This is a genomic window from Streptomyces sp. NPDC087428 (assembly GCF_044744085.1).
Lineage (GTDB): Bacteria > Actinomycetota > Actinomycetes > Streptomycetales > Streptomycetaceae > Streptomyces.
On the sequence record NZ_JBIUXR010000019.1, the window covers coordinates 25,460 to 40,952 of the forward strand.

A 15,493-nucleotide genomic window follows, 5' to 3' on the forward strand; every position below is an offset into this window, starting at 1 on the left:
TGCCGAGCAAGGTCCGGCCGGACGCGTGTCCGCGCTCCCGCGGGCCCCGCGCAACTCGTCTCGAACGTAACCCTTTAACCGATTCGTGCACCCGTGAAAAGCGCGCCCGGGGGGCTGCGCACCCTTGACAGAGGGGTGTTCGATTGCCGACACATCGGGCCGGGTCCGGCGGATTGTGTTGCTGCGGACCGGTGACACGCCATAGAGTCGCCAATCGTCGGCATGGTGCCACGCTGACCTATCGATAAGTTTCCTGGTCACGTCCAAGGAGGTAAGACGACTTGTGAATGAGTCGACATTTACTCCCGGGGGTGTTCATCCAGGGATGCCTGCACGGGGCCAGAGCCCGAACGGGCTGGAGGCTGTCGGCTCCGTCGCTGTCCGCACCTTCGCCACCCACCAGCACATGACGACAGCCCCCCAGATGATGGACGGCCTACACGTGAACGCCATGGCCGGCAACGAGAGTGGCCGGGACACCGCCCACTTCGCCGACTTCGACGAGGCGCCCCAGGGGCGCTTCTACGACCCCGACGCCGAGTACGAGCCCGATCCGGAGTACGCGGCCACGCTCGCGCCCGACGCCGCCCGGCAGCGCCGCGAGCGAGTCGGCCCGACCGGCCGGCCCCTGCCCTACTTCCCGATCCCGGGCCCGCTGACCGATCACGGCCCCGCGAAGATCATCGCGATGTGCAACCAGAAGGGCGGCGTCGGCAAGACCACGTCGACCATCAATCTGGGTGCCGCGCTCGCGGAGTACGGACGGCGGGTCCTGCTCGTCGACTTCGACCCGCAGGGAGCCCTGTCGGTCGGTCTCGGCGTGAACCCGATGGAACTCGACCTCACCGTCTACAACCTGCTCATGGAGCGGGGCATGGCGGCCGACGAGGTCCTCCTGAAGACCGCCGTGCCCAACATGGACCTGCTGCCGAGCAACATCGACCTGTCGGCGGCCGAGGTCCAGCTGGTCAGCGAGGTCGCCCGGGAATCCACCCTGCAGCGTGCCCTGAAGCCGCTGATGGCCGACTACGACTACATCGTGATCGACTGCCAGCCCTCGCTGGGCCTGCTCACCGTGAACGCCCTGACGGCCGCGCACAAGGTGATAGTGCCGCTCGAGTGCGAGTTCTTCGCCCTGCGAGGCGTGGCGCTGCTCACCGAGACCATCGAGAAGGTCCAGGAACGGCTCAACCCGGAACTGGAGCTGGACGGCATCCTCGCCACCATGTACGACTCCCGTACGGTGCACAGCCGCGAGGTCCTCGCGCGTGTCGTCGAGGCCTTCGACGATCACGTCTACCACACCGTCATCGGGCGCACGGTGCGCTTCCCGGAGACCACGGTCGCCGGCGAGCCCATCACCACGTACGCGTCCAACTCGGTCGGTGCCGCCGCCTATCGCCAGCTCGCCAGGGAGGTGCTCGCCCGGTGTCACGCCGAGTGAGTCTGCCGGGGGCCGACGAACTGTTCCGTACCACCGGGGGGATGGGGCTGCAGTCCTCGTCCCCCGCGGAACGGCGGCGCAAGGCGAACGGCGAGTCCCGGGTGCCCGCACCGACGGCCGGCGAGAGCGATTCCGGGGCCGACGCCCCGGGGCCGGGCTCCGGGGCGACGGCTCCCGCCACACAGGAGGAACACTCCGCGGCCAGGGCCGACGCGGGCGATTCGCGCAGCCGCGGCGGGGAGAACGACCGGATGGCGGTGGCCGCGCAGGCCGGACGCCGTCCGCAGCCGCCGTCCTCGCAGGAGCCGGTTCCCGCACCCGTCGTCCAGCAGCAGCGCAGACGCGGTGGCGGGCGCGGTGCGAACCGGCGGCCCAGCGGCCGGGAGCGCCACGACGAGAAGATCACGGTCTACGTCTCCGCCGAGGAGCTGATGGATCTCGAACACGCGCGGCTGGTGCTGCGCGGCGAACACGGGCTGGCCATCGACCGCGGGCGGATCGTCCGTGAGGCGGTCGCCGTCGTCCTCGCCGACCTGGAGTCGCGGGGCGACGCGAGCATCCTCGTACGGCGGCTGCGCGGCCGCTGACGGGCGCGGCGCCGGTAGCCTGCCCCGGAGGGCGGGCCGCCGTCCGTCGCCCGTGTCCCGCCGCACCCTGGATCCTCATGCCCCCACCCGACGAGCCCGCCCGCACCACCCGCCGCCCGCTGGGCCGCGGGCCGGGGGGCGGGCCCGTGCCCGGACGGGCGGGGAACGACGACGGTGCGGAGGCGGAGTCCGCCGCCCCGCCCCTCCCCGCCGAAGCCGGTGAAACGCTCCCGGAAGCACCGGAAGCACCGGAAGCACCGGACGATGCTCCGGAGTCCCCGGACACCCCGGCCCCCGCGACCGGGATCACCGCCCCCGCGGCCGCCGTCCCCGTCCCCGCGGCCGACGACGGTCGTTTCACCGTTCGGCTGGCGAACTTCGAGGGGCCGTTCGATCTGCTGCTCCAGCTCATCTCCAAGCACAAGCTGGATGTGACCGAGGTCGCCCTGTCCAAGGTCACCGACGAGTTCATGGTCCACATCCGGGCCATGGGGCCGGACTGGGACCTGGACCAGACCACCGAGTTCCTCGTCGTCGCGGCGACCCTCCTGGACCTCAAGGCCGCCCGGCTGCTGCCCACCGCCGAGGTGGAGGACGAGGGGGACCTGGCGCTGCTCGAAGCCAGGGACCTGCTCTTCGCGCGGCTGTTGCAGTACCGCGCGTACAAGCGCGTCGCCGAGATCTTCAGCGCCCGCCTCGCGTCGGAGGGCCGCCGCTTCCCCCGTACCGTCGGACTGGAACCGCACCACGCGGAGCTGCTGCCCGACGTCGTGATCAGCATCGGGCCCGAGGGCTTCGCCCGGCTGGCCGTGAAGGCGATGCAGCCCAGAGCCCGCCCGCAGGTCTACGTCGACCACATCCACGCCCCGCTGGTCAGCGTGCGCGAGCAGGCCGGGATCGTGATGACGCGGCTGCGGGAGGCGGGCGAGATCAGTTTTCAGCAGCTGACCGAGGACGCCCCGGACACCCTCACCGTCGTCGCCCGGTTCCTCGCGCTGCTGGAGCTCTACCGGGAGAAGGCCGTCGTCCTGGACCAGGACGAGGCACTGGGGGAGCTCATGGTGCGCTGGGCCGGGGAGCCGGGGGCCGAGCCCCTCGTGACGGACGAGTTCGACCAGGAGGCACCGCACGTGCGGGACGAGCAGCAGGGTGTGAAGGCATGAGCGAGCAGGACGTCACCGGGTCCGCCGTCGCGGACCTCGATCTCAGGCCCGCCCTGGAGGCCGTCCTCATGGTCGTGGACGAGCCCGCCACCGAGGAGCACCTGGCCAAGGTGCTGGAGCGGCCCAGGCGGGCCGTCGCCGACGCGTTGCGCGAGCTGGCCGACGAGTACACCGTGCAGCGCCGCGGCTTCGACCTCAGGCTGGTCGCGGGCGGCTGGCGGTTCTACACCCGCCCGGAGTACGCGGCGGCGGTCGAGGGCTTCGTCCTGGACGGCCAGCACGCCCGTCTCACCCAGGCGGCGCTGGAGACCCTCGCGGTGGTCGCCTACCGGCAGCCGGTGAGCCGTTCCCGGGTCTCCGCGGTGCGCGGCGTGAACTGTGATGGGGTCATGCGGACCCTGTTGCAGAGGGGGCTGGTGGAGGAGGCGGGCGCGGAACCCGAAACAGGTGCGATCCTGTACAGGACGACGAACTACTTTCTGGAGCGAATGGGCCTGCGTGGCCTGGACGAGCTCCCGGAGCTCGCGCCCTTCCTCCCCGAGGCGGACGCGATCGAGGCTGAGACGCTAGAGGGTGTGCCGTCGTTCGATCCGGACGCACCGGACACCCCGGATACTCACGCAGACGACAAGACGGAATTTTGATGCGAAGCAGTGGCAGGAACAGCGGAAGCGGCAGCGGCGGCGGCAGGAGCGGCGCCGGCAGGAGCGGCGGCAACAGCGGCGGCGGCGCCCGCAGCGGTGGCGGTGGCGGCAGGACCGGCAACCCGAACCCCCGGGTCTCCGGATCCGGTCGCGACGACAAGCAGGACGAGCGCCCCCGCCGTCCCAGGCCCGAGGAGCGCCGCTACGACGTCGGCAACGACAAGCCGGGCGGCGACGGCGGCACCCGCAAGGGCCGCGGCGCGGCGGCCCGCGGCGGCGCCAAGGGCGGCCCGAAGGCGGCGACGAGCGGCTCCAAGAGCGGCGGCCGGCGTGCCCCGTACGGCGCCCCCGCCCGCCCGCGCGAGCTCGACGCCAAGATCGAGCAGCGCAACCGCGACAGGTACGCGGACAAGCCCGAGATCAAGACGCCCAGGACCAACCCGGGTGCCGAGGAGGAGGGCGAGCGCCTGCAGAAGGTGCTGGCCCGTGCGGGAATGGGCTCGCGCCGCTCGTGCGAGGAGCTGATCGACCAGTCCCGCGTCGAGGTGAACGGCGAGATCGTCGTCGAGCAGGGCATGCGCGTCGACGTGAACAGGGACGAGATCAAGGTCGACGGCCTGACCGTGGCCACCCAGTCGTACCTGTTCTTCGCGCTGAACAAGCCGGCCGGCGTCGTCTCCTCCATGGAGGACCCGGACGGCCGCCAGTGCCTCGGCGACTACGTCACCAACCGTGAGACGCGTCTCTTCCACGTCGGCCGGCTCGACACCGAGACCGAGGGCATCATCATGCTCACCAACCACGGTGAGCTGGCCCACCGTCTCACCCACCCCCGGTACGGCGTGAAGAAGACCTACCTGGCCGCCATCCAGGGACCGCTCCCGCGTGACCTGGGCAAGCGGCTCAAGGACGGCATCCAGCTGGAGGACGGGTACGCCCGCGCCGACCACTTCCGCGTCGTCGAGAACACCGGCAAGAACTACCTGGTCGAGGTGACCCTCCACGAGGGCCGCAAGCACATCGTCCGCCGGATGCTGGCCGAGGCCGGCTTCCCGGTCGAGCGGCTGGTGCGGACCGGGTTCGGACCGATCCCGCTGGGCGACCAGAAGTCGGGCTGGCTGCGCCGGCTCACCAACACCGAGGTGGGCATGCTGATGCGCGAGGTCGGTCTGTAGACCGCCCGCACCCGCGGCTCACGGCCCGCGACCGGTTCCTGTACTCCGATTTTCGGACAGAACCGGCCGCGGGCCTTTTGCTACCCGCGTTCGACCTTTATAGTCAGAATGACCATTAAGGTACGGGGGTCAGGTGAACCGTTTCGCGCACGGACTGGTCCTCGGCCGGTTCTATCCGCCGCACGCCGGCCACCACCACCTCGTCCGGACCGCCCAGGACCGCTGCGAGCGGCTGACCGTACTGGTCCGCGCCGCCTCGGCGGAATCCGTCCCGCTCGCCGACCGGGTCGCCTGGATGCGCGAGGTGCACCCGGACGTGACGGTGGTGGGCGCCGTCGACGACACCCGGACGGAACTCCACGACCCCGCGATCCGGGACGCCCGGCTGGCGGCACTCACCACCGCCGTGCCCGAGCCCGTGGACGCCGTCTTCACCTCGGAGCCGTACGGGGACGCACTCGCCCGCCGCCTGGGGGCCGAGCCCGTCCGCGTCGACCCCGGCCGCACGGTCTTCCCGGTCTGCGGTACCGCCGTGCGCGAGGACCCCGCGGGCTGCTGGGACTTCCTCGAACCGCCGGTGCGGGCCGCGCTCACCCGCCGGATCGTCGTCCTGGGCGCCGACTCCACCGGCACCACCACCCTGGCCCGCGCCCTCGCCGCCCACTACCGCCGGCGCGGCGGCGTCTGGGCGCTCACCGGGTGCGTCGCCGAGTACGGGCGCGAGTTCGGCGAACAGAAGCTGGCCGCGCTGCGCGCCCATTGGCCGCGGGCCCAGTGGGAGGACGTCGTCCTCACCACCGACGACTTCCCGCTGATGGCCGAGGTCCAGAACGCCAGGGAGGAGGCGGCCGCCCGCACCGGATCCCCGGTGCTCGTCTGCGACACCGACTCCTTCGCCACCACGGTCCGGCACGAGCGGTACGTCGGCGGCCGCAACCCGCTCGTCGAGCGCGCGGCCGACCGGATCACCCGTCACCTGTGGCTGCTCACCGACCACGAGGGCGTCGCCTTCGAGGACGACGGGCTGCGCGACGGCGAGGAGCTGCGGCCCTGGATGACCGACCGCTACCGCGCCGAACTCACCCGTACCGGAAGGAACTTCATCGAACTCACCGGAAGCCGCCAGGAGCGCCTTGCCACGGCCGTCGAGGCGGTCGACGCCCTGCTCGCCAAGGGCTGGGACTTCACCCCGCCCCTCCCGGAGCGGCGATGAGCGGCGCCGCCCCCGAGGGCTACGACCCGCACGCCTTCGAACCGTTCGCGGTCACCGTCGACCTGGCCGTCTTCACGGTCCGCGAGACCCGCCTGCACGTCCTGCTCGTCGAGCGGGGCGCGGACCCGTACAAGGGCCGTTGGGCGCTGCCCGGCGGCTTCGTCCTGCCCCGCGAGTCCGCCGGGAGCGCGGCCCGCCGGGAGCTGGCCGAGGAGACCGGGCTGAGCGAGGACACCGTCTCGGCCCTCCACCTGGAACAGCTCAGGACCTACAGCGACCCCGACCGCGACCCGAGGATGCGCGTCGTGTCCGTCGCCTATACCGCGCTCGTACCCGATCTGCCCGAACCGCACGGCGGCGGCGACGCGGCCAGCGCCGGGTGGTGGGATGCCGGGGAACTCGGCACGCTCGCCTTCGACCACGACCGCATCCTCGCCGACGCACAGATCAGGATCGGCGCCAAACTCGAGTACACCTGCCTGGCCACCGCGTTCTGCCCGCCCGAATTCACCCTGGGGGAACTCCAGCAGGTGTACGAGACGGTCTGGGGCGTCGAGCTGGACCGGCCCAATTTCCGGCGCAAGGTCCTCACCACACCCGGCTTCGTCCAGGCCGTGGAAGGGTCACCGCGCCGCACCGGCGGACGCGGGAAACCGGCCGCCCTCTACCGGGCGGGCGCCGCGACCGCCCTGCACCCCCCACTGCTGCGACCGGAAGGAAGAAGTACGTGATCGTGACCAGGACCATCACCAAACAGGCCGCCACCGGTGCGCTGACCGGGCTCGCGCTCGGCGACGCCCTGGGCTTCCCGACCGAGTTCAACAACGTCCCCTCGATCCTCGCCAAGTGCGGGCCGTGGCGCCAGATGCGGCTGCCGAGGCCGGCCGTCGTCAGCGACGACACCCAGATGACCCTGGCCCTGGGCCGCGGCATCCGCGCCGCCATGGACCGCGGACTGCTCACCCCGCTGCGGCTGGTGCGCCCGGTGCGCGACGAGTTCGTCGACTGGTACCACTCGCCCGACAACAACCGCGCCCCCGGCCGCACCTGCATGACCGCCTGCCGGATGCTCGACAGCGACCGGATCTGGCAGGAGGCCAGCCAGACCGGCTCCAAGGGGTGCGGCGCCAACATGCGGGTCGCACCCGTCGGACTCGTGCCCGGACTGAGCGACGAACAGCGCGCCGGAGCCGCCCAGTTGCAGGCGGCCCTCACCCACGGACACCCGACCGCGCTCGCCGCGTCCGACCTGATGGCCCGCGCGGTGTACCTGCTGGCGCAGGGCGCGGAACCGGTGGGCCTGATCGGGCAGCTGCGCAGCTACGCGTACGAGAACAGCAGCCACTACCTCACGCGCTGGCTCGGCGACCTCTGGCGCTACGCGGGCGACTCCTCGCCGGAGCTCTACATCCAGCGGGGCTGGGAGGAGTGCCTCACCGCGCTGGAACGCGTCCAGGACGCGCTGCGCGACCCGTCCCCGGAGACCGATCCCTGCGAGGCGACCGGAGACGGCTGGGTCGCGGAGGACGCCCTCGCCACCGCCCTGCACTGCTTCCTGCTCTTCCCCGACGAACCGGTCACCGCTCTGCGCCGTGCCGCCTGCACCCGGGGCGACTCGGACTCGCTCGGCTGTCTGACCGGCGCACTCGCCGGGGCGCACCTGGGCTCGGGGGCCTGGCCCAAGGAGTGGTCGGAGCGGATCGAGTACCGCAGCGACCTGCTGTCACTGGGGGCACTCTGGGACTCATGAGCCATGGGTGCGGACATGACACACCTCCAGAACACCGGGCTGCCGGTCACCGGCCTCGGCCCGGTCGTCACCGGTGAGCGATACCCCCTGCTGTTCGCCACGGTCTCCGGCGCGCACCTGTACGGGTTCCCCTCCCGGGATTCGGACGTGGACCTGCGGGGGGTCCACCTCCTGCCCGCCGAGGATCTCGCCGGGCTGCGCGAGCCGCGGGAGACCCGCTCGCGGATGTGGGACCGGGACGGCGTGGAGACGGCCCTGGTCACCCACCTGACCTGCGCACGTTCGTCCGGCTGACGCTGAAGCCGAACGGCTGTGCACGGGAGCGGCTGCGCGGCCCTCGGCCGCCTGAGCCGTCACCGGCCGGGCGCGCCGGGGGCCGCCGGGGCGCTCAGCAGGCCTCCGGGGCCCGGAGCGCCGACGCCCGCCGGGCGCGGATCAGGAAGTCCTCGATCCGGGCCCGGTCCGGCTCCGCGGGCAGCGGGGACGCGGGGGCGGCCGCGTCGTTCTCCTCGGCCAGCCGCTTCATGCGCCGCTCCACCTCCGGCCAGGGCACCTCGCCCCGCTTGACCGCCAGCAGCTCCTCGCGGTCCGCGCCCACGTCGATCGTGAGCTCTCCCGTCCGCAGCAGATCCCGGCCGCTCGCCAGCAGCCGCAGCAGATGCATGGCGTGCTTCCAGCGCGGCGCCCCGTACTGGCGCACGTCCGCGTCCAGCTTCCGGCGCTGGCCCAGCGCGTAGCGGACGAAGGTCCCGTGGGCCTGCCGGGACAGGAACGCCCCGCGCAGCGAGAGGAGCTCGCGGCCGGTCGCGTCGGCCCGGTCCACCAGGGGCGAGTGCAGGCACTCCAGCACATTGGGGTTGGCCCGCAGCGCCAGTTCGCAGAAGCGCTCCAGCTCCCAGGAGAACTGCTCCTCGGCCGGCCCCTCGATATGGGGCGGAGGCTTGTCGAACCGCCAGAACAGCGGGGTCGGCGCGAGGAAGACCCCCCGCCGGTCGGTGTCGCTGCCGTCCGTGGCGAGCCCGAAGGCGCGCGAGCCCATCACGCAGGAGTACACGGTGTGGTCGCGCACCAGCGCCTCGTCGGAGGGAGTGATCATGCGGGGAGGGTACGCGAGCGACTTCCTGTACAGTTGTCCAGGAAGTCGACGTGGGTCGACGCGGAAGGTCGTCAGGTCGTCACCATGCAGACAGCAGCCCAGGTGCTGGTCGCGCTCGTCGCGCTGATCCACGCCTGTTTCCTGGTCCTCGAAATGTTCCTCTGGGACACCCCGCGCGGCCGCGAGGTCTTCGCCACGACGCCGGAGTTCTCCCGGGAGAGCGCACCGCTGGCCGCGAATCAGGGGCTCTACAACGGGTTCATGGCCGCCGGGCTCGTCTGGAGCCTGATCGCGGGCGACCCCGTCGCCCGTCCGGCGCAGATCTTCTTCCTCTGCTGCCTGGTCGTGGCCGGGGTGTACGGCGCCGCCACCGTCAGCCGGAAGATCCTCCTCGTCCAGGCGGTCCCCGCCGCCGCGGCCCTCGTGCTCGTCCTGACGGCGGGCTGAACCCGTGGCTCCGGCGACGACCGCGGGCAGCGGCGATCCGCGTACCGCACGGACCCGCGGCAGGCTGCGTGCCGCGCTCCTCGCGGCGTGCGAGGAGCAGCCGCTCGACCGGGTCAGCGTCTCCGAGGTCGTCCGCCGGGCCGGCGTGGGCCGGGCCACCTTCTACCTGCACTACGACGATCTGCGCGCCCTCGCCGTGGACGCCTGCGCCGAGATCGTCCGCCAGGCCGTGGACGCCCTGCACGCCTGGGACGGGGCGCCGCCGGGGCCCGACGCGCCGCCCGCCGAGCTGACCGGCCTGCTGGACGCCGTCCGGGACCGCGCCGAGGTCTACCGGAGCCTGCTGGGCACCGGCGGCGGCGGGCCGCTCGGCGAGCTGCTGCACGAGGAGCTCAGGGCGCGCAGCCTCGACGAACTCACCCGCCGCCGCCCGGCGGGGACCGGAGCCGACGTCATCGCCAGTGCCGTGGCGGGGCTCTTCGCCGGTGTCCTCGCCGACTGGGTCCACGGGCGCGTCGACGCCACCCCCGCGCAGCTCGCCGGAAGGATCTGGCGGATGCTGATCGCCGTGCACGCCACCGCCGCGTCTCACGGACAGGGCACCGCGGCGCGGGACCGCCCCGCACCTCTACGCTGAAACAGCCGGAACACAGGCGCACGGAGCGTACGGACAAGCAAGGAGCACGACGTGGCGGTACGAGCGGTCCGCGGAGCCGTCCAGCTGGAGCGGGACGAGGCCGGACACATGGACGAGCAGGTCAGCGCCCTCCTCACCACTGTCCTGGAGCGCAACAGCCTCGTCGCGGACGACCTGATCAGCATCTGGTTCACGGCCACCCCCGACCTGCACAGCGACTTCCCGGCCGCCGCCGCACGCGGGATCGGTATCGTCGACGTACCGCTGATCTGCGCCCAGGAGCTGGACATCGAGGGGGCGATGCCCCGGGTGGTCCGGATCCTCGCCCACATCGAGACCTATCTCCCCAAGTCGGAGATCGCCCACGTCTACCTCGGCGCCACCGCCGCCCTTCGCAAGGACATCGCCCAGTGAGAACCGCCGTTGTCATCGGAACGGGCCTCGTCGGCACCTCCGCTGCCCTCGCCCTCGCCGGGCGCGGCATCAAGGTCCACCTCGTCGACCAGGACCCGGAGTCGGCCCGGACGGCCGCCGCGCTCGGCGCGGGCACCGACGAGGCGCCCGAGGGCCCGGCCGATCTGGCGATCGTCGCCGTACCGCCGGCGCACACCGCGTCCGTGCTCGCCACCGCCATGCGCGGCGGCGTAGCCCGCGGCTACCTCGACGTCGCCAGCGTCAAGGGCGGCCCGCGCCGCGAACTCGAAGCGCTCGGCGTCGACCTCACCCCGTACATCGGTACGCACCCCATGGCCGGCAAGGAGCGCTCCGGTCCGCTCGCCGCCACCGCGGACCTCTTCGAGGGCCGCCCGTGGGTCCTCACCCCGACCCGCGACACCGACACCGAGGTGCTCAACCTCGCCCTGGAACTCGTCGCGCTCTGCCGGGCCGTCCCGGTCGTCATGGACGCCGACGCCCACGACAGGGCGGTCGCCCTCGTCTCCCACACCCCGCAGCTGATCTCGTCGATGGTCGCCGCCCGGCTGGAGGAGGCCGACGAGACCGCCGTACGCCTCTGCGGCCAGGGCATCAGGGACGTCACCAGGATCGCCGCGTCCGACCCCCGGATGTGGGTGGAGATCCTCTCCGCCAACCCCGGACCGGTCGCCGACGTCCTCGCCGGGGTCGCCACCGATCTGGCGGAGACCGTCGCCGCGCTGCGCGGCCTCCAGTCCGCCGACGAGGACAAGCGGCGCGAGGGCACCGAAGGCATCCAGGACGTCCTGCGCCGCGGCAACGCCGGCCGGGTCAGGGTGCCGGGCAAGCACGGGGCGGCCCCCGCCTCGTACGAGATCGTCGCCGTCCTGATCAGCGACCGGCCGGGCGAGCTGGCCGGGATCTTCGCGGACGCGGGCCGGGCCGGGGTCAACGTCGAGGACGTACGGATCGAGCACGCCACCGGCCAGCAGGCGGGGCTCGTGCAGCTCATGGTCGAGCCGAGCGCCGCCCCTGGCCTCAGCGCCGCCCTGCGCGAGCGCGGCTGGTCGATCCGGCCGTAGGGCCTGTATGCCGGTAGGGCCTGTATCGGGTTGTCCCGCGGCGTCACGGGGCTGGGCACGCACGCTCGCAGCGTTGCCGAAACGCCCTGTTAGCTCCGCTACAAGAACGTTTCGGCGCCTTGCGACCGCACGCACCCAGCCCCGCTCCTCCTTCCGCGTGACAACCCAGTACAGGTCCTAGCGGCCGGCTCCCGGCCCTTGCGGTACCCGGTCCGGAGGCACTTTTCCACAGGGGTGGTCGGGCCCGCGCCCGCACTCGGTAACCTTGTGCGGGGCGGGTTCGCGCGTCCCGTCCCGCCCGCCCCGTGTACCAGGAAGGTGTCCACCACCGTGGAAACCGCAAGCGCCGCCGCCCGGACCGCCCCGGCCGCAGTGATCGTCGCCATCGACGGGCCCTCCGGCACCGGCAAGTCCAGCACGTCCAAGGCCGTCGCCACCCAGCTCGGCCTGAGCTATCTGGACACCGGTGCCCAGTACCGGGCGATCACCTGGTGGATGCTGAACAACGGCATCGACGTGAACGACGCGGTGGAGGTGGCCACCGCGGCCGCCAAGCCCGTCATCGTCTCCGGCACCGACCCCACCGGCCCGACGATCACCGTCGACGGCGAGGACGCCTCAGGGCCGATCCGCACGCAGGAGGTCACCTCCAGCGTCAGCGCCGTCAGCGCCGTCCCCGAGGTGCGCACCCGGATCACCGAGCTGCAGCGCACCATCGCACAGGGCGCGGAGAAGGGCATCGTCGTCGAGGGCCGGGACATCGGCACGACCGTGCTGCCCGACGCCGACATCAAGATCTTCCTGACCGCTTCGCCGGAGGCGCGCGCCGCCCGCCGCAGCGGAGAGGTGAAGGGCTCCGATCTCGCCGCCACCAAGGAGGCGCTGATCAAGCGCGACGCCGCGGACTCCGGCCGCAAGACCTCACCGCTCGCCAAGGCGGACGACGCCGTCGAGGTGGACACCACCGAGCTGACCCTCCAGCAGGTCATCGAGTGCGTCGTCACCCTCGTCGGGGAGAAGCAGGCCGCGAAGTGAGCCCAGCCACGCCTGCCCCCACCCTGCGCGGAGCGGCGGTCGGGCGCGGCATCGGGATCGGGCTGATGTACGGGCTGTTCAGGCCCCGTGTGCTCGGCGCGTGGCGGGTCCCCGCCTCGGGACCCGTCATACTCGCGGTGAACCACTCGCACAACGTCGACGGTCCGATGCTGATGGGCACCGCGCCCCGGCCCGTCCACTTCCTGATCAAGAAAGAGGCGTTCGTCGGCCCCCTGGACCCGTTCCTGCGCGGAATCGGTCAGCTGAAGGTGGACCGTACGACCGCTGACCGCACCGCCATCACCCACGCCCTCGGCGTGCTGGGGGACGGCGGGGTGCTCGGGATCTTCCCCGAGGGCACCAGGGGCGAAGGAGACTTCGCCTCGCTGCGCGCCGGGCTCGCGTACTTCGCGGTACGCAGCGGGGCGCCGATCGTGCCCGTGGCCGTCCTGGGGAGCACCGAGCGGCGCGGACGGCTGATATCGGCGCTGCCGCCGCTGCGCAGCCGCGTCGACGTCGTCTTCGGGGAGGCCTTCGAGGCCGGCGACCGGAGCGGCAGGCGGACGCGCAAGGCGCTGGACGAGGCGACCGTGCGCATCCAGGGACGGCTGACCGGCCACCTGGAGCAGGCCAGACGCCTCACCGGGCGTGCTGAGTAAGACTTGAGTAGTGGACCGCGTGCTGCGTGGTCCATCGATGATGATGCAAAGAGGAACGGACTTCATGAACGACCAGATTCACTCCGGCGGCTCGGACCACGAGCACGGAGCGCTTGGCGATGCCGAGTACGCGGAGTTCATGGAGCTCGCCGCGCAGGAGGGGTTCGACCCCGAGGACGTCGAGGGCGCGATCGGTGAGGCCGGTCACGGACCGCTTCCGATTCTCGCCGTCGTCGGCCGCCCCAACGTCGGCAAGTCGACCCTGGTGAACAGGATCATCGGCCGCCGCGAGGCCGTCGTCCAGGACAAGCCGGGCGTCACCCGTGACCGTGTCAGCTACGAGGCCGAATGGGCGGGCCGCCGCTTCAAGGTCGTCGACACCGGCGGCTGGGAGCAGGATGTGCTGGGGCTCGACGCCTCCGTCGCCGCGCAGGCCGAGTACGCCATCGAGACGGCCGACGCGGTCGTCTTCGTGGTCGACTCCACGGTCGGCGCCACCGACACCGACGAGGCCGTCGTCAAGCTGCTGCGCCGGGCCGGCAAGCCCGTCGTGCTCTGCGCCAACAAGGTCGACGGGCAGAGCGGCGAGGCGGACGCCACCGCGCTCTGGTCGCTCGGCCTCGGCCAGCCGCACCCGGTCTCCTCGCTCCACGGCCGCGGCACCGGCGACATGCTGGACGCCGTTCTGGAGGCGCTCCCCGAGGCGCCCGCCCAGCTGTTCGGCACCGCCCTCGGCGGCCCCCGCCGGATCGCGCTGATCGGCCGTCCGAACGTCGGCAAGTCCTCGCTGCTGAACAAGGTGGCCAACGAGGACCGGGTCGTCGTCAACGAGCAGGCCGGCACCACCCGTGACCCGGTCGACGAGCTGATCACGCTCGGCGGCATCACCTGGAAGTTCATCGACACGGCCGGTATCCGGCGCCGGGTCCACCTCCAGGAGGGCGCGGACTACTACGCCTCGCTGCGTACCGCGGCGGCCGTGGAGAAGGCCGAGGTCGCCGTGATCCTGATCGACTCCAGCGAGTCGATCAGCGTCCAGGACCAGCGCATCGTGACCATGGCCGTCGAGGCCGGACGCGCGATCGTCGTCGCCTTCAACAAGTGGGACACCCTCGACGAAGAGCGCCGCTACTACCTGGAGCGTGAGATCGAGACGGAGCTCGCGCAGGTCGCGTGGGCCCCGCGGGTCAATGTCTCGGCCCTCACCGGCCGTCACATGGAGAAGCTGGTCCCGGCGATCGAGACCGCGCTGGCCGGCTGGGAGACCCGTGTTCCCACGGGCCGGCTGAACGCCTTCCTCGGCGAGATCGTCGCCTCCCACCCGCACCCGATCCGCGGCGGCAAGCAGCCCCGTATCCTCTTCGGCACCCAGGCGGGCACCAAGCCGCCGCGCTTCGTGCTCTTCGCCTCGGGCTTCCTGGAGCACGGCTACCGGCGCTTCGTCGAGCGCCGGCTGCGCGAGGAGTTCGGCTTCGAGGGCACTCCGATCCACATCTCGGTACGGGTCCGCGAGAAGCGCGGCCGCAACAAGTAGGCAGCGGATGACGCGGTCCCGGTGCGCGAGCGCCCGGACCGCGTCCCCTTCCGGAGCTTCACGGAGCCCCGGACACGAAGGAGCCCCGGACCACTCGGAGAACGAGTGGTCCGGGGCTCCTTCGTACCGCCGGGCGCCTCCGCGGTCGGGCTCCGTGGTGCGACAGAGCCCGACCTGCCCGGCCCTGGTCAGCCGCTCGCCGACGATCCGGAGGACGGGCTCGGCCTGGACGCCGAGTTCGGGCTCCTCGTGCGACGGCTCAGGCCCCCCGGGAGCCCGGCGGCAGCGCGGCCTGGACCCGGCCCGCGTGCCGCCCCACCCGCTGCCAGGAGCCGAGGCTCCCGGTGTGTGTGCCGGGGCTGCTGCTGCCGTGCCCGGCGGCTCCGCCCGCCCCTGCTCCGCCGTGGCCCGCGTGGCCGCCCAGCGGGGCGCGGGAGCCGAAGAACCCGCTGCCGAAACTCGGGAGCCCGAGGCTCTCCTCCCCGCTCCGGTCACCTGGCAACGCCCTGAACGACCGGCGGTACTCGGAGTACAGCGCGTCGTAGATCGGGGTGCGGGACGGGCCACCCGATGGGTCCTGCGCGGGACGCATGGCAGGGATCGGGCTCGGACG

The 15,493-nt window shown here is 72.4% G+C and carries 17 protein-coding genes and 1 pseudogene; 16 read left to right on the forward strand and 2 right to left on the reverse strand.

Annotation, left to right across the window (positions count from 1 at the left end):
* Window positions 1–325 precede the first annotated feature (325 nt).
* The 9 genes and pseudogenes from ACIO3R_RS33295 to ACIO3R_RS33335 all read left to right on the forward strand — a co-directional run.
* The gene (locus tag ACIO3R_RS33295) at window positions 326–1,444 is read left to right on the forward strand and encodes a ParA family protein (RefSeq protein ID WP_123468964.1); all 1,119 of its coding nucleotides are present in this window, start codon (window positions 326–328) and stop codon (window positions 1,442–1,444) included.
* The gene (locus tag ACIO3R_RS33300) at window positions 1,441–2,031 is read left to right on the forward strand and encodes a hypothetical protein (RefSeq protein ID WP_385039036.1); all 591 of its coding nucleotides are present in this window, start codon (window positions 1,441–1,443) and stop codon (window positions 2,029–2,031) included. Before ACIO3R_RS33295 ends, ACIO3R_RS33300 begins: the two co-directional genes overlap by 4 nt.
* 77 nt (window positions 2,032–2,108) lie before the next feature.
* Window positions 2,109–3,194 (forward strand): segregation and condensation protein A, encoded by a 1,086-nt coding sequence (locus ACIO3R_RS33305; RefSeq protein WP_402110765.1) that lies wholly within the window; start codon window positions 2,109–2,111, stop codon window positions 3,192–3,194.
* Window positions 3,191–3,838: an SMC-Scp complex subunit ScpB gene (scpB, locus tag ACIO3R_RS33310; protein ID WP_402110767.1), complete on the forward strand. Its 648-nt coding sequence runs from the start codon at window positions 3,191–3,193 to the stop codon at window positions 3,836–3,838. Before ACIO3R_RS33305 ends, scpB begins: the two co-directional genes overlap by 4 nt.
* On the forward strand, window positions 3,838–5,013 hold the full coding sequence (locus ACIO3R_RS33315; protein ID WP_402110768.1) for a pseudouridine synthase: 1,176 nt from the start codon (window positions 3,838–3,840) through the stop codon (window positions 5,011–5,013). Before scpB ends, ACIO3R_RS33315 begins: the two co-directional genes overlap by 1 nt.
* 133 nt (window positions 5,014–5,146) lie before the next feature.
* Window positions 5,147–6,226, forward strand: a complete 1,080-nt coding sequence (locus ACIO3R_RS33320) for an AAA family ATPase (RefSeq protein ID WP_385039022.1) — start codon at window positions 5,147–5,149, stop codon at window positions 6,224–6,226.
* The gene (locus tag ACIO3R_RS33325) at window positions 6,223–6,957 is read left to right on the forward strand and encodes an NUDIX domain-containing protein (protein ID WP_385039019.1); all 735 of its coding nucleotides are present in this window, start codon (window positions 6,223–6,225) and stop codon (window positions 6,955–6,957) included. Before ACIO3R_RS33320 ends, ACIO3R_RS33325 begins: the two co-directional genes overlap by 4 nt.
* The gene (locus ACIO3R_RS33330; RefSeq protein ID WP_363025445.1) at window positions 6,954–7,976 is read left to right on the forward strand and encodes an ADP-ribosylglycohydrolase family protein; all 1,023 of its coding nucleotides are present in this window, start codon (window positions 6,954–6,956) and stop codon (window positions 7,974–7,976) included. Before ACIO3R_RS33325 ends, ACIO3R_RS33330 begins: the two co-directional genes overlap by 4 nt.
* 3 nt (window positions 7,977–7,979) lie before the next feature.
* Window positions 7,980–8,314 (forward strand): annotated as a pseudogene (locus ACIO3R_RS33335) (DNA polymerase beta superfamily protein); the annotation flags it as partial.
* A 50-nt stretch (window positions 8,315–8,364) separates the two neighbouring features.
* Here the strand turns inward: ACIO3R_RS33335 and ACIO3R_RS33340 are convergent.
* Window positions 8,365–9,072, reverse strand: a complete 708-nt coding sequence (locus ACIO3R_RS33340) for a DNA polymerase beta superfamily protein (RefSeq protein WP_402110771.1) — start codon at window positions 9,070–9,072, stop codon at window positions 8,365–8,367.
* An 84-nt stretch (window positions 9,073–9,156) separates the two neighbouring features.
* On the opposite strand from ACIO3R_RS33340, the gene ACIO3R_RS33345 reads away from it, so the two are divergent.
* From ACIO3R_RS33345 to der, 7 genes are all read left to right on the forward strand, one after another.
* Window positions 9,157–9,519 carry a DUF1304 domain-containing protein gene (locus tag ACIO3R_RS33345; protein ID WP_385039013.1) on the forward strand — a complete coding sequence of 121 codons (363 nt, stop codon included), beginning with the start codon at window positions 9,157–9,159 and terminating at the stop codon, window positions 9,517–9,519.
* Window positions 9,520–9,523: 4 nt separating this feature from the next.
* The gene (locus ACIO3R_RS33350; RefSeq protein ID WP_402110772.1) at window positions 9,524–10,156 is read left to right on the forward strand and encodes a TetR/AcrR family transcriptional regulator; all 633 of its coding nucleotides are present in this window, start codon (window positions 9,524–9,526) and stop codon (window positions 10,154–10,156) included.
* Window positions 10,157–10,207: 51 nt separating this feature from the next.
* A complete protein-coding gene (gene aroH, locus ACIO3R_RS33355; protein WP_362965575.1) occupies window positions 10,208–10,570 on the forward strand; it encodes a chorismate mutase in 363 nt (120 codons plus the stop codon).
* Window positions 10,567–11,652: a prephenate dehydrogenase gene (locus tag ACIO3R_RS33360; protein ID WP_385039006.1), complete on the forward strand. Its 1,086-nt coding sequence runs from the start codon at window positions 10,567–10,569 to the stop codon at window positions 11,650–11,652. The genes aroH and ACIO3R_RS33360 overlap by 4 nt, the downstream gene beginning before the upstream one ends.
* 318 nt (window positions 11,653–11,970) lie before the next feature.
* Window positions 11,971–12,687 carry a (d)CMP kinase gene (gene cmk, locus ACIO3R_RS33365; protein ID WP_402110773.1) on the forward strand — a complete coding sequence of 239 codons (717 nt, stop codon included), beginning with the start codon at window positions 11,971–11,973 and terminating at the stop codon, window positions 12,685–12,687.
* On the forward strand, window positions 12,684–13,346 hold the full coding sequence (locus tag ACIO3R_RS33370) for a lysophospholipid acyltransferase family protein (protein ID WP_363025431.1): 663 nt from the start codon (window positions 12,684–12,686) through the stop codon (window positions 13,344–13,346). Before cmk ends, ACIO3R_RS33370 begins: the two co-directional genes overlap by 4 nt.
* Window positions 13,347–13,410: 64 nt before the next feature.
* Window positions 13,411–14,880, forward strand: a complete 1,470-nt coding sequence (gene der / locus ACIO3R_RS33375) for a ribosome biogenesis GTPase Der (protein ID WP_385039000.1) — start codon at window positions 13,411–13,413, stop codon at window positions 14,878–14,880.
* 259 nt (window positions 14,881–15,139) lie between these two features.
* Here der and ACIO3R_RS33380 read toward each other — a convergent pair whose 3' ends face one another.
* Complete coding sequence (locus ACIO3R_RS33380) at window positions 15,140–15,472, reverse strand: hypothetical protein (RefSeq protein WP_385041966.1); 333 nt, start codon at window positions 15,470–15,472, stop codon at window positions 15,140–15,142.
* Window positions 15,473–15,493: the final 21 nt, after the last annotated feature.

Bases quoted from the DNA above. Each gene is read 5' to 3' on its own strand.
- ACIO3R_RS33325 (WP_385039019.1), top strand. From the start codon at position 6,223: ATGAGCGGCGCCGCCCCCGAGGGCTACGACCCGCACGCCTTCGAACCG.
- ACIO3R_RS33340 (WP_402110771.1), bottom strand. From the start codon at position 9,072: ATGATCACTCCCTCCGACGAGGCGCTGGTGCGCGACCACACCGTGTAC.
- der (WP_385039000.1), top strand. From the start codon at position 13,411: ATGAACGACCAGATTCACTCCGGCGGCTCGGACCACGAGCACGGAGCG.
- ACIO3R_RS33295 (WP_123468964.1), top strand. From the start codon at position 326: ATGCCTGCACGGGGCCAGAGCCCGAACGGGCTGGAGGCTGTCGGCTCC.
- ACIO3R_RS33345 (WP_385039013.1), top strand. From the start codon at position 9,157: ATGCAGACAGCAGCCCAGGTGCTGGTCGCGCTCGTCGCGCTGATCCAC.
- ACIO3R_RS33315 (WP_402110768.1), top strand. From the start codon at position 3,838: ATGCGAAGCAGTGGCAGGAACAGCGGAAGCGGCAGCGGCGGCGGCAGG.
- scpB (WP_402110767.1), top strand. From the start codon at position 3,191: ATGAGCGAGCAGGACGTCACCGGGTCCGCCGTCGCGGACCTCGATCTC.
- ACIO3R_RS33380 (WP_385041966.1), bottom strand. From the start codon at position 15,472: ATGCGTCCCGCGCAGGACCCATCGGGTGGCCCGTCCCGCACCCCGATC.
- ACIO3R_RS33305 (WP_402110765.1), top strand. From the start codon at position 2,109: ATGCCCCCACCCGACGAGCCCGCCCGCACCACCCGCCGCCCGCTGGGC.